Source organism: Pseudomonas mohnii (assembly GCF_900105115.1).
GTDB classification, from domain to species: Bacteria; Pseudomonadota; Gammaproteobacteria; order Pseudomonadales; family Pseudomonadaceae; genus Aquipseudomonas; species Aquipseudomonas mohnii.
The window spans coordinates 1-13,120 of the sequence record NZ_FNRV01000001.1; the positions used below are offsets into that span (position 1 = coordinate 1).

Consider the following 13,120-nt stretch of genomic DNA (forward strand, 5'->3'; position numbering starts at 1 on the left):
CTGGGGCTGCTGAGTAAACTGGCCGGAATCGGCATGGGCTTTCTCATTTTCATCTTTGCGCTGATCATCGCCGGCATCTTCATGGCCTACGGCGAAGCCGGCAGCCGTAGCGCGGTCCAGATCGCCTCGCGCATCAGCGGCCCGGACCGGGGCCCGAGTATCGCGGCGCTGTGCACCGCAACGATCCGTGCCGTGGCGCTCGGGGTGGTCGGCATCGCCTTCATCCAGATGTTGCTGGTGGGCCTGGGGTTTGTCTTCAAGGGCGTGCCCGCTGCCGGGTTGCTGGCATTGGGTGTGTTGTTACTGGGCATCATGCAGCTGCCGGCGACACTGATCACCATCCCGGTCATCGTTTATGTGTTCGCCACTGAAGGCCCCAATACCGGCACCATCGTATTCGCCATTTATGTGTTCGTTGCGGGGCTGGTGGACAACGTACTCAAACCCTTGATGCTGGGGCGCGGTGTGGACGTGCCGATGCCGGTGATACTGATTGGTGCCTTGGGCGGCATGGTCACCAGCGGCATCCTCGGCTTGTTCATCGGCCCGGTGGTGCTTGCGGTCGGCTATCAGTTGTTCTGGCAGTGGGTGGAAGATCGGCCCCAGGATGAAAATCAGCCATTACTCTGAACCTGTGCGGGAAGGAACTCAGCATGCGCATCAGGGGACTCACCGTCGTCATCGCCATTTTCTGTTTATTGAGCCCGGTGCATCTGTGGGCCGAGGACGCACCCAAGGCCCCGGACGCGTCCGCCGAACTCAAAGTGGCCAACCGCAGTGTCATGGTGTTCCGTGCCACGGTACTCGGAGAACCGCCGCAATCGCGGGTCAAGCGTGCTGGCGCAGTGATCCGCGAAGCGCTGGATGAAGCCGACGATCTCAACGTCCGCATCGATCCGATCCAGAACAGTTACCTGGTGCTGTTGGGCAACCGGCGCGCGTTCATTGTCTCACCCAAAGACGTCGACAGCCTGGGCACTGCGTCAGTTCTGGAGACCGCCGAGCAAGCGGCGCAGAACCTGCGTCAGGTAGTCGCTGAAACCCAGGAAGCACGCAGCCTGCGGCTGATTCTCAGGGCGTTGATCGCCGTCACGCTGGCCACCACCCTTTATTTCGCGCTGCTGTGGGGCATGGTTTACCTGCGGCTCAAATTGTTGAAAAAACTCCCGGAGTTGATGCATCGGCACACCAAGGCGTTGAGCGTGGGGCGCGTGCAGCTCATCGATGCCAATTTCCTCTACCCGCTGGTCAGCCGTGTGCTGTGGTTTCTGCGCTGGTTGGTGGTGTTGCTGTTGACCTACGAGTGGCTGGGATTTGTCCTGTCGCGTTTTCCCTACACCCGGCCGTGGGGCGAAAGCCTCAATAACTACCTGCTGGAGGTCGCGACCTACCTGTTCCAAAGCATTATCAGCGCGATTCCCGGGCTGGGCGTGGCCCTGATGATTTTCTTCATCGCCCGGGGCGTCAGCGCATTCAGCAAGCGAGTGTTGCGGCGCATGGCCGGCCCCGGCATCTTGAATTGGCTGAATGAGGAAACCCTGCAGCCGACCACCCGGCTGATGTCCCTGGCGATCTGGTTGTTTGCGTTGGCCATGGCCTATCCGTACTTGCCGGGGGCGGGCACCGATGCATTCAAGGGTTTGTCGGTGCTGCTCGGCCTGATGATTTCCCTGGGCGCCACCAGTGTGGTTGGCCAGGCGGCGTCGGGGCTGATTCTGACCTACACACGCACCCTGCGACCGGGGGAGTTCGTGCGCATCGGCGAATACGAAGGCACGGTGACCGAACTGGGCATGTTCACCACGCGCATCCGGACCGGCCTGGGTGAGGTGCTGACCTTGCCCAACTCGATGATCACCAACTCGGTGACCAAGAACTATTCGCGGATCGTGCAGGGCGCCGGTTATGTGGTCGATACAGTGGTGACCATCGGCTACGACACGCCGTGGCGGCAGGTCGAAGCCATGCTGCTGGAGGCCGCCAGACGCACCGCCGGGATTCTCGCAGTGCCGACGCCCCAAGTGTTTCAGACCGCTTTGTCGGATTTCTACCCGGAGTATCGCCTCGTGGCCCAGGCTATCCCCAGCCAGCCGCGCCCGCGTGCCGAATTGCTCAGCATGCTGCACGCCAATATCCAGGATGTGTTCAACGAGTACGGCGTGCAAATCATGTCGCCGCACTACCTTGGCGACCCGCGACAAGAGAAGTGGGTGCCGAGGGAGAAATGGTATTCGGCCCCTGCCCAGGAACCGAAGGAACGTTGATCGCGCCGTATCACCTGGCAGCGCGCTGCCGGAAGCGACCCTGTCCAGGTCACTTCCGGCGTACCGCGAAGGTTTACCCTTGAGGTACCGCCACGCCCGCGCAAGCGGGTGATTTTTTCTGCACGGTTCGGTACAGCAGGGTGGACACCATGAAGCCAACAATGGCCAACACGCTCATCAGGCTGAAGACATAGTTGTAGCCCTGCTGACCAGGGAAATGATCAAGCAGGGTGCCGTAGATCACATAAGCGAACATGCCTGGCGCATAACCGATCAGACAACCGATGCCGAAGGCCGAGCCCGTGATGTGCTGAGGGATGCCGACTTCACCCATGGGCGCCCAGAACACGCCGCGCATGGAAAACACAATCAGTGCGAAAGACAGCGTGGCAGCCATGCCCGCGTAGATGAAGCTCGGGCTTTTCGGGATCAGCAGGATCACGCCCATCAGCGGCAACAAGGCCAGGAATGCCCATTTCAAGTAACGACTGGTGCTCTTGAACTGCTTGTCCGCGATGAAGCCACCGGCAGGTCCGCCAAGGATCTTGAGGAAGTACTGATTCATGATGCCGTAGGCGCCCACCAGTGCCACCGGCAGTCCATACATCTCCTTGAGGTAGGGAATGAAATAGGTCAGCCCGCAGTAGACGATATAGACCATGAACACGTTGAGGCTGACCAGCCAGATGCCCGGTACCTTGACCGCTTCAAGCAGGTTCGACCAACCGTTCTTCGCCTTGGCGGCTGCCTGTGGGGTGCCGCCCTTGAGCAGGAACCAGGTCAGGGTTCCGGCAATCATGTCGATGACCGAATAGAAGAGGATGGCCGACTTCAGGCCGGCCTCACCGGAGCCCATCGCGACAAACACGCCCAGCGCGGAGAAGGCGACCACGGTATCAATCACGCCACGCCCGCCTTCCAGAAGGCCGAATAGCCGTCCCTGTTCGTTGTCGTCGCCAAGGTTGCGGATCGCCTTGAGCAGCGATGGCCAGAAGATGCAATCGGCGCAGACCGCCAGCAGACAGAACACGATCAGCAGGTTGCTGAACGGAGGAAAGGTGGCCAGGTACAGACCAAGGCTGCCGGTGCCCAGCAGCCCCAGGGGAATCAACTTGCGTGTGTCGAATCGGTCGGCAAGCATGCCGCCCACGACAAACAGCGCCGTGGCAATGATGGCATTGGCGCTCAACAACAAGCCGATTTCAGTGTGGCTCAAGCCCATGAACTCTTGCATGGGCACATAGAAGGCATCCTTGAGGCTGGCCAGCTTGTAGATGGTGCCGCCACCGAGGATGAGAATCAGGAATCTGAGCCATTTGGCCTTGTCACGAGTTGTCATTTTTGTTCTCCAGGCGAAATCAGGGACGCAGTGTCAGGTTCAGGCTTGGGTGCCGTGGGCCAGGGTCAATTCGGCCAAGGTTCGAAACTCGGCCAGCAAACCCCGTACGTATGCGACCTGGTTGTTCGCCCAGCGGTGTTCGTCGGCCAGCATTCGCTCCAGCGAGTAGCCCGCCGGCAGCGCTGTTTCACTCATTTCCCGGTAGGCGATAAACGGATCGGCGGCTTCATTGGTCTGGCGGAACGCCGGCGCCACGTAATGGTTTTCCTGCTCCAGGATGAACGCGATCACTTGTGGGGTTGAGTCGCCCAGCATCAGCAGTTCGAACAACATGCGGGCGTTGGGCAGATCGTCCTCGTCGCAGCCCTGCAGCACGCCGTAATGGCCGAAGCCGTTGTGCTCGGGCACGATGCGCACCCCCTTGAGATGGACCTGGCGGATGTGCGGCCCGAGGGTGCGCAGCGCCTGCAGGGGTTGTTCGCAGGCATTGATCATGTTGCCGAAGTCGAACAAGGCATGCAGGCGAGGGTGGTCGAGTCGGTTCAGCAGTTGCGCGATCTCGGCGCTCTTGAGTTCTTCGTGCTGCTCGAAATCAAAGAACAGGTCATGGGCGTCCGCCTGTTGCGCGAGGTAATGCAAGTCCGACTCGATCACGTCCATGACCCGGGACAGTGCCCCTTCATAACGTGAGTACACGCGGATGTTGCGGGTGCCCAGGGCCTTGGCGATGGCGATGACCTGATCGACGTCTTGTTTGCGCGTGCTGCTGATTTCCAGGTGTACATCGAGCGCCAGCGACTTGGCCTTGTCAGCGAATGCCTGCAATTGCGCGGGCGTCATTTGGCTGAGGCTGTTTTCCTCGCCATCGAGCAGGTGCAGGCTGAGCCCCTGCAATTCGTGCCGATAGGCGAAGTCCAGCAGATCGGCGGGTTTGACCCGGCCGTGGGTGAGATTGGTCAGCAGGGGGTAGGCATGCGCAAACAGACGCAGTCGGGCCAGTCGATCGAGCAACTGGCGGGCCAGTGTCTCGGTCAGTGCGGGCGGGGTTGCGGCCTCGTCAACCTTGTGGCTGAGCAAGGCATTGAATCGCTCTTGGATCTTATTGTTCATTCGAGTCATTCCTGGTTCAGACGCCGGGTCTACCGGCGCCGTCTTTATCGCGCCAGTCAGGAACTCTCGATAGATCCATTATCCGTTAATTGATAAGACCACTTGCCGCGCTTCAAGGGGCCTGTTGCAGGCAGCCCATTTTGCTCAAGGCCTGAAACAGCGCTTCGACGCGCGCTTGCGCCTGGTCCTCGGGGGTTCCGGCAAAGCCGATCAACAGGGCAGGGGGTAACACATGCTCAAGGCAGTAGTCGCTCAGGGCATAGGTATGAATGTTGTGCCGGGCCAGTTCCTTGGCGATCTCATCGTCATTCAGTTGGGGTGGCAGCCAGGCGATCAGATGCATGCCGGCTTCCACCGGCGTGATCCGGAAAAATCCGCCCAATTGCCGCTGCAATTGCTCGACCAGTGCCTGTTGCCGAGCCTGGTACAGCGCGCGCATGCGGCGAATATGTCCGATGAAGTGGCCTTCGCCCATGAAGTCAGCTGTCACCGCCTGCAGCAGGGTGGGCGGGCTGCGATCCATGACCGCGCGCAAGGTGCAGAAGGGTTCGACCAGGGCCTGCGGCAGGATCACGTAGCCCAGGCGCAGCGATGGGAAGAGCACCTTGCTGAAGGTGCCGACATAGATGACCCGGGCCCACTGATCCATGGCATAGAGCGCAGGCAACGGGCGGCCGCTGTAGCGAAACTCACTGTCGCAGTCGTCTTCGATGATCCAGCTTTGATGGGCCGCGGCCCAGTCGATGAGTTCCTGGCGTCGCCCATAACTCATGGTGACCCCCAGCGGGTGTTGGCGCGACGGTGTGGTGAATACCAGGCGGGCATCAGGACAGCGGGCCAAGCCTTGCTGGACATCGATGCCCTGTTCATCGACAGGCAAGGGGACCAGCAAGCCACCCTGGGCCTGCAGTGCAATGCGCGCCGCGATATGCCCCGGATCTTCCATCCACACACTGTCCTGCGGGTTGAGCAGCAGCATGCCCAACAGGTTGAAGGCTTGCTGGGCGCCGGAAACGATCACCACCTGCTCGGCAGTGCAATCAATGCCACGGGCATCAAACACGTAGTCGGCAATCGCCTTGCGCAGGTCCGTTAAACCCTGCAGCTCGCCATAGCCAAGCATTGCCTTGGTGGGCTTATGCAGATGGCGGTTCATCAAACGTTTCCAGACCGCTTGTGGGAACGCGTCGTAGGCACTGTGGCTCGGCAGGAAGGAGGTCGGGGTCCCGGCGGCCCAGCCGGCATAGGACACCCCCTGGAAATGACGGCTGCGCATGGACAGCATCGAGCGGCTCAGATCGGACAGGCGCGGCGGTTGGGGTGGCGGCTGATCATCGGTCAGGCCTCGGTCTTCCCACTCATTGCCGACATAGGTGCCGGCGCCGGTCCGCGACGCCAGAAAGCCTTCGGCAATCAGTTGATCGAATGCATTGAGGATGGTGATCCGCGACAGGTCCAGCTCTTTGCTCAAGGTGCGGGTCGATGGCAGGCGCACGCCCCCTTGCAGTCGCCCGCTGAGAATCTGTTTGCGAATCTGCAAATACAGTTGGCGGTACAGGGGCATGGCGCTGGCACGGTCCAGCTCAATGCCCGACAGCAGCAAACCGGCGGGGGATTTCATGGGGCGCTCGTCTGGATGGGGTGTGATTTGACCTGAATCAGCGTCAGGCACTCGCGGCGCGCAAGGTTATCGAGCGGCAGTCGATAAGTCACCCGCAGCGGGCATCGTAAACGTTGGCACAACAGGCTGGTTGTCATGAAATGAAAAGCCGTTGTCGTCTGATGAGAAGCGATGACTGAGCCGCAGACCTACAGTCCAATCAGCGCAATTCGACGCACTCGCCAAAACGCAGATTGGAGAATAAGAAAAAATGGCCAAAGCCGTTCGCTTTTACGAAACCGGTGGTCCCGAGGTGCTTCGTTACGAAGAGGTCGAAGTGGGGGACCCGGGCCCGGGCCAGGTTCGTCTTCGTCACGTGGCGGTCGGCCTGAACTATGCCGACACTTACTTTCGCAACGGCACTTACCCGATCCCGCTGCCGAACGGTATGGGGGTCGAAGCGTCCGGCGTGGTCCAGGCCGTTGGCGAAGGGGTGACCAATGTCCAAGTGGGTGATCGCGTCACCTACACCGGGTTTCTCAATACGCTGGGGGCCTACAGCACCGAGCGTCTGATCCCGGCGGCACCGCTGATCAAACTCCCGGAAACCATCAGTTTCGAGACCGCCGCGGCCATGACCATGCGCGGCCTGACGTCGTCGTACCTGATGCGCCGCATCTACGATTTCAAGGTCGGCGACAGCATTCTGCTGCACGCTGCCGCCGGTGGGGTCGGCCTGATCGTTTCACAGTGGGCCAAGCTGCTGGGCCTGACCGTGATCGGCACCGTATCCACCGAGGTCAAGGGCGAAATCGCCCGGGCCCATGGCTGCGACCATGTCATCAATTACAGCCATGAAGATGTCGCCCAGCGCGTTCGCGAACTGACGGACGGTGTCGGCGTCAACGTGGTATTCGACAGCGTCGGCAAGAACACTTTCATGGGTTCGCTGGATTCGCTCAAGCGCCGCGGCCTGATGGTCTGCGTCGGTACGGCTTCCGGCCCGATCCCGGCGTTCGACCCGGTGATGCTGGCGATGAAAGGCTCGCTGTTCCTGACTCGCCCGGCGCTGGCCGATTACATCGCCGACCCTGCGGAAAAAGCGGCCCTGGCCGGTGAATTGTTCGACCACGTCGGCAATGGCCGGATCAAGATCGAGATCAACCAGCACTACGCCTTGCAGGATGCCGTACAGGCCCACCGGGACCTGGAATCGCGCAAGACCACTGGCTCGTCGATTTTCGTCATTTAAGGGAGTCCGCTGCCATGAAAGTCGAACAATTGACCTGCAACATCGGTGCGGAACTGATCGGCGTCAATCTTGCCGACGCGATCCATGACGAGGGGCTTTTTGCCGAGATTCGGGCCCAGTTGCTCACCCATCGAGTGGTGTTCCTGCGCGACCAGAACATCAGTCGCGCCGAGCACGTGGCGTTCGCCCGGCGCTTTGGCGAGCTGGAAGATCACCCGGTGGCCGGCAGTGATCCGGATCACCCCGGCCTGGTGCAGATCTACAAAAAGCCGGACCAGCCGATGGACCGCTACGAAAACGCCTGGCACACCGACGCCACCTGGCGCGAAGCGCCGCCCATGGGTTGCGTGCTGCGCTGCGTGGAGTGCCCGCCGGTCGGCGGTGACACCATGTGGGCGAACATGGTCGAGGCCTACGCCAACCTGCCCGATGACGTGAAGGTGAAGATTGCCGACCTGCGCGCCCGCCACAGCATCGAAGCGAGCTTCGGCGCGGCCATGCCGATCGAAAAACGCCTGGCGCTGAAGGCCCTGTATCCGGACGCCGAGCACCCGGTGGTGCGCACCCACCCGGAAACCGGGGAGAAGGTGCTGTTCGTCAACGCCTTCACCACCCATTTCAGCAACTACCACACCCCCGAGCGGGTGCGTTTCGGCCAGGACGCTAACCCTGGCGCGAGCGAGCTGCTGCGCTACCTGATCAGCCAGGCGTACATCCCCGAGTATCAAGTGCGCTGGCGCTGGAAGCCCAACAGCGTTGCCATCTGGGACAACCGCAGTACCCAGCATTACGCCGTCATGGATTACCCGCCGTGCCATCGCAAGATGGAGCGCGCCGGGATCATCGGCGACAAGACTTACTGATCGACCCCTTCTGCATACGCACTCGTAAACACGTCTGCCCGGCACGATCCCGGGTGGACGGGACAATCATAAAAACAGGAGTAAACCATGCAATTCTTCGACGATTCCCTGCACCCCGAAAACATGGAAAAGGTCGTCATCACCGTGGCCCCCTACGGCCCGGAATGGATGCCGGAAGACTTTCCTGAAGACATACCGCTGACCATGGACGAGCAGGTGCAGAAAGCGGTCGAGTGCTACGAGGCCGGTGCCACGGTCCTGCACCTGCACGTGCGCGAACTCGATGGCAAGGGGTCCAAGCGCCTGTCCAAGTTCAACGAGCTGATCGCCGGTGTGCGCGAAGCCGTGCCGGACATGATCATCCAGGTCGGCGGCTCGATTTCCTTCGCCCCTGAAAGCGATGGCGAAGCGGCCAAGTGGCTGTCCGACGACACTCGCCACATGCTGGCCGAGCTGACGCCAAAACCGGATCAGGTCACGGTGGCGATCAACACCACCCAGATGAACATCATGGAGCTGCTGTATCCGCAATACCTGGAAGGCACCTCCCTGGCCAATCCGTTGTTCCAGGCCGCCTACAGCGAAATGACCGTGCCGGCCGGTCCAGCCTGGGTGGCCGAACACCTCAAGCGCCTGATGGACAACGGCATCCAGCCACACTTCCAGTTGACCGGCATGCATGCCCTGGAAACTCTCGAGCGCCTGGTGCGCAGAGGCGTGTACATGGGCCCGCTGAACCTGACCTGGATCGGCATCGGTGGCGGTTTCGACGGTCCGAATCCGTTCAACTTCTTCAACTTCATCCACCGTGTTCCGAACGGCTGCACCCTGACCTCCGAATCGCTGCTCAAGAACGTGCTGCCGTTCAACACCATGTCGATGGCCATGGGCATGCACCCGCGTGTGGGCAACGAAGACACTATCATTGATCACAAGGGCGAACGTTTCGGCTCGGTCGCACAGATCGAGCAGACCGTGCGCATCGCCCATGAACTGGGTCGCGAGATCGCCACCGGCAAAGAAGCCCGTGAGATCTATCGCATCGGTGTGCAATACCAGAGCATCGAAGAAACCCTGTTGGCCAACGGCATGGCCCCCAACCGCAAGGCCGGGCAAAAAGGTGTGCCGCAGCGCGGCTGACCGGCAGTGGCGGCGAGAGGTCGTTGGCCTCTCGCTCACTGCATGCAACACGCTTGATAACAACAATAAAACGAAGCTTTGAGGAGGCTGCATGGCCTTTCATCCAATCGCTGCGGACGATGACGACTGCAGTGGCGTCGGCGTTGCGCGCAAATATGCCTGGATCGTCTTTGCACTGACGTTCGGCCTGTTGATTTCCGACTATATGTCGCGTCAGGTGCTGAACGCGGTGTTCCCGATGCTCAAGGGCGAGTGGTCCTTGAGCGATGGTCAGCTCGGCTTGCTCAGTGGCGTTGTCGCCCTGATGGTCGGCTTGCTGACGTTTCCCCTGTCGTTGCTGGCGGACCGCTTCGGCCGGGTCAAAAGCCTCGCCCTGATGGCGCTGTTGTGGAGTGTGGCCACTCTGGGTTGTGCCCTGGCCCAGGATTACCAGCAGATGTTCATTGCCCGGTTCATGGTCGGGGTCGGTGAAGCGGCTTACGGCAGTGTCGGTATCGCGGTGGTGATTTCCGTGTTTCCCAAACACATGCGGGCCACCCTGGCCAGCGCCTTCATGGCGGGTGGCATGTTCGGTTCCGTGTTGGGCATGGCGTTGGGCGGAGCCATCGCGGCCAAACTGGGCTGGCGCTGGTCGTTTGCCGGGATGGCGCTGTTTGGCCTGCTGTTGGCGGTGCTGTACCCGATCATCGTCAAGGAAGCCCGCATCGCACCGAGGCGCATGGCCAACATGGCTGCTGCCAAGGTCAAGCAACCGTTGCGTACGCTGTTTTCCAGCCGTTCGGTGATCGCGACCTACGTCGGCAGCGGCTTGCAGCTGTTCGTCGGCGGCACCGTGATCGTGTGGATGCCCAGTTACCTGAACCGCTACTACGAAATGGGCACGGACAAGGCCGGAGGCATGGCCGCCATCATCGTGCTGTGCAGCGGCGCCGGGATGATTCTGTGCGGCATGCTCAGTGATCGCCTGTGCCGGCAATCGCCGGAGCGCAAGGTGGCCCTGGCCATTGCCTATTGCCTGGGCAGTTGCCTGCTGTTGTCGGCGGCGTTCGCCCTGCCGGCGGGGCCCGGGCAACTGGCGCTGATCTGCCTGGGCATGTTGATTGCCGCTGGCACCACCGGTCCCGCCGGGGCGATGGTGGCCAACCTGACCCCGTATTCATTGCATGGCACAGCGTTCGCCACCCTGACCCTGGCCAACAACATGCTCGGCCTGGCGCCGGGGCCGTTCATCACCGGCAGGGTGTCCGACCTGATCGGCCTGCACGCGGCCTTCCAGTGGGTGCCTCTGGTCAGCCTCGGGGCAGCCGCGGTGTTCTTTTATGCCAAGTGTCATTACCACAGAGATATTGCCCGCCTTCAGGGTCAGCACGTGCCTGATCCTGTCAATGCAGCCGGGTTAGAGGTGAAGTTGTGAGTCGTCGCTTATCCATTGATGTGTTTTTCGATTTCATCTGCCCCTGGTGCCTGATCGGCAAACGCCAATTGGAGCATGCGCAAGTGCAGTTTCGCAGTCGCTATCCGGACGTGCAGATCACCACGGTGTGGCATGGTGTGCAGTTGCTGCCTCAGTTGCCCGTGGAAGGTGAGCCCTTCGCCGATTTCTATCGCAAGCGTCTGGGCAATGCCGAGGCCATGACCATGCGTCAGGCCCAGGTACAGCAGGCTGCCTCGGCGGTTGGGCTGGCCATCGACCTCAGCCGCATTGCGACGATGCCCAACACCGCTGATGCCCATCGCTTGTTCGAGCGTGCGAGCGTGCTGGGCAATGCCACCCAGCGTGAAATGTTGCTCGAACGAATGTTCGCCGCTTATTTCCGCAAAGGCGAAAACCTGGGTTGCCGAGAGACCTTGCTCGCCATAGCCCGCTCTTGCGGCGTCGATGCGGACAGTGTGCTCGATTGCCTGAAGGGCGATGCGACGCCCTTTGCCGGATCCCCCGGTGCGACCAGTGGCGTGCCGAGCTTTCAGTTTGACCGGCGCATGACCGTGATCGGGGCACAACCCGCGCAGGCGTTGCTCGGGGCCATGAGCGAAGCGCTCAAGGAAAGTGAGCGCGAGCGGCAACCGGCATGACCAGACGTATCCCCGTACCGGCCGGCAAACACCCGCAGGCCGGTGGTCGCGCGCTGTTCGAGTTCGAGGACAAAAGCCTGGCGCTGTTCAACGTCGACGGGCAGTTGTTCGCCATCGACGACAGCTGCCCGCACCAAGGCGCGTCGCTCTGTGGCGGGCGCCTGGAGGGCCGGGTGATCCAGTGCCGCGCCCACGGCCTGCGCTTCGACCTGCTCAGCGGCTACCTGCTCAATTCCACCCAGGTCAAGGTCACCCACTACCCGGTCGAGATCATCGACGACCAGGCGTTCATCATCATTTCCGAGGAGTCCGCGCCATGAGCGCCATTGCTCTTACCCGTATCCATAGCCGCACCCGCGAATTGGCACCGGGGTTCGTTGTCAGTCTGATCGTGGCCGCCGCCGCGTCGTTTTTGTCCGAGCATTACGGTGCCCCGGTGATGCTGTTCGCGTTGCTGCTGGGCATGGCGCTCAACTTTCTGGCGGGTGACGGCGCCTGCAAGGCCGGCATCGAGTTCACCGCTCGCAGCGTGTTGCGCATTGGCGTCGCGCTGTTGGGCATGCGCATCACCCTGGAACAAATGGCCGCGCTGGGCTGGAAACCGGTGGCCCTGGTGGTGATTCTGGTGGTCGTGACCATTAGTGTCTCGGTGATCGCGGCCAAGGCCATGGGGTTCCAGCGCCTGTTCGGCATGCTCACCGGCGGGGCCACGGCGATCTGCGGCGCATCGGCAGCGCTGGCCCTGGCGGCGGCGTTGCCCAACCATCCGCAGAAAGAGCGGGCTACCTTGTTCACGGTCATCGGGGTTTCGGCGCTGTCGACCCTGGCGATGATCGTCTATCCGATGATCGCCAATTGGCTGGCCTTGTCGCCGCAAGTGGCCGGTGTGTTTCTCGGTGCCACCATCCATGACGTCGCCCAGGTCGTCGGGGCCGGTTACAGCATGTCGACCGAGACCGGCGACACCGCCACAGTGGTCAAGCTGATGCGCGTCGCCATGCTGCTACCGGTGATCGTCAGCGCCGCGATGATCACCCGCATGCAAGGCGCCGATCCCACCGGCAAACGGCCGCCGCTACTGCCGTGGTTCGCGGTCGGTTTTCTGATACTGGCCTGCATCAACAGCACCGGCTGGGTGGTCCCGGCGGTGCAGGGCGCGGTCAATGAACTGTCGCGCTGGTGCCTGGTGGTGTCCATCAGCGCGCTGGGCATGAAAACCCAGCTCAAGGAACTGGCGGCCGTCGGTATCAAGCCGATCCTGCTGATGGTGGGGGAGACCGTGTTCCTGGTGGTTCTTGTGCTGCTGTTGCTGCACTGGGGGATGTAAACCCGGCTGCTCGCGACCGCATTCAACAAGCGGCGCCACATTGTGTTCACTCCGACGCAGTGCGGCACTCGACCGGCGTCATAAGCACCGGTTCCTTTACGGCGACTGTACCAGCAGTCGTCGTTTTTTTATTTGGAGGCTGCCTACAGGTA

The 13,120-nt window shown here is 61.5% G+C and carries 12 protein-coding genes; 9 read left to right on the top strand and 3 right to left on the bottom strand.

Annotated features, from left to right (window positions below):
* Positions 1-630 (top strand): AI-2E family transporter (locus BLV61_RS00005; protein ID WP_139213583.1); only part of this gene is annotated, 630 nt, incomplete at its 5' end.
* A 23-nt stretch (positions 631-653) separates the two neighbouring features.
* A complete protein-coding gene (locus BLV61_RS00010; protein ID WP_047528879.1) occupies positions 654-2,264 on the top strand; it encodes a mechanosensitive ion channel family protein in 1,611 nt (536 codons plus the stop codon).
* 73 nt (positions 2,265-2,337) lie between these two features.
* Here BLV61_RS00010 and BLV61_RS00015 read toward each other — a convergent pair whose 3' ends face one another.
* The 3 genes from BLV61_RS00015 to pdxR all read right to left on the bottom strand — a co-directional run bounded on the left by BLV61_RS00015 (position 2,338) and on the right by pdxR (position 6,334).
* The gene (locus BLV61_RS00015) at positions 2,338-3,603 is read right to left on the bottom strand and encodes an MFS transporter (RefSeq protein WP_090461658.1); all 1,266 of its coding nucleotides are present in this window, start codon (positions 3,601-3,603) and stop codon (positions 2,338-2,340) included.
* Positions 3,604-3,642: 39 nt separating this feature from the next.
* Complete coding sequence (locus BLV61_RS00020; RefSeq protein ID WP_090461660.1) at positions 3,643-4,713, bottom strand: sugar phosphate isomerase/epimerase family protein; 1,071 nt, start codon at positions 4,711-4,713, stop codon at positions 3,643-3,645.
* Between the two features lie 112 nt (positions 4,714-4,825).
* Positions 4,826-6,334, bottom strand: coding sequence for a MocR-like pyridoxine biosynthesis transcription factor PdxR (gene pdxR / locus BLV61_RS00025; protein ID WP_090461662.1), 1,509 nt, complete (start codon positions 6,332-6,334; stop codon positions 4,826-4,828).
* Positions 6,335-6,584: 250 nt separating this feature from the next.
* On the opposite strand from pdxR, the gene BLV61_RS00030 reads away from it, so the two are divergent.
* From BLV61_RS00030 to BLV61_RS00060, 7 genes are all read left to right on the top strand, one after another.
* Positions 6,585-7,565: a quinone oxidoreductase family protein gene (locus BLV61_RS00030; protein WP_047528884.1), complete on the top strand. Its 981-nt coding sequence runs from the start codon at positions 6,585-6,587 to the stop codon at positions 7,563-7,565.
* A gap of 14 nt (positions 7,566-7,579) precedes the next feature.
* Positions 7,580-8,428 (top strand): TauD/TfdA dioxygenase family protein, encoded by an 849-nt coding sequence (locus BLV61_RS00035; RefSeq protein ID WP_047528886.1) that lies wholly within the window; start codon positions 7,580-7,582, stop codon positions 8,426-8,428.
* An 87-nt stretch (positions 8,429-8,515) separates the two neighbouring features.
* Positions 8,516-9,568, top strand: a complete 1,053-nt coding sequence (locus BLV61_RS00040; protein WP_047528888.1) for a beta-keto acid cleavage family enzyme — start codon at positions 8,516-8,518, stop codon at positions 9,566-9,568.
* A 91-nt stretch (positions 9,569-9,659) separates the two neighbouring features.
* Positions 9,660-10,982 (top strand): MFS transporter, encoded by a 1,323-nt coding sequence (locus tag BLV61_RS00045; protein ID WP_090461665.1) that lies wholly within the window; start codon positions 9,660-9,662, stop codon positions 10,980-10,982.
* Positions 10,979-11,641 (top strand): DsbA family oxidoreductase, encoded by a 663-nt coding sequence (locus BLV61_RS00050; protein WP_047528891.1) that lies wholly within the window; start codon positions 10,979-10,981, stop codon positions 11,639-11,641. Before BLV61_RS00045 ends, BLV61_RS00050 begins: the two co-directional genes overlap by 4 nt.
* Positions 11,638-11,961, top strand: coding sequence for a Rieske (2Fe-2S) protein (locus BLV61_RS00055; protein WP_090461667.1), 324 nt, complete (start codon positions 11,638-11,640; stop codon positions 11,959-11,961). The genes BLV61_RS00050 and BLV61_RS00055 overlap by 4 nt, the downstream gene beginning before the upstream one ends.
* Positions 11,958-12,968: a YeiH family protein gene (locus BLV61_RS00060; RefSeq protein ID WP_090461669.1), complete on the top strand. Its 1,011-nt coding sequence runs from the start codon at positions 11,958-11,960 to the stop codon at positions 12,966-12,968. Before BLV61_RS00055 ends, BLV61_RS00060 begins: the two co-directional genes overlap by 4 nt.
* Positions 12,969-13,120 lie beyond the last annotated feature (152 nt).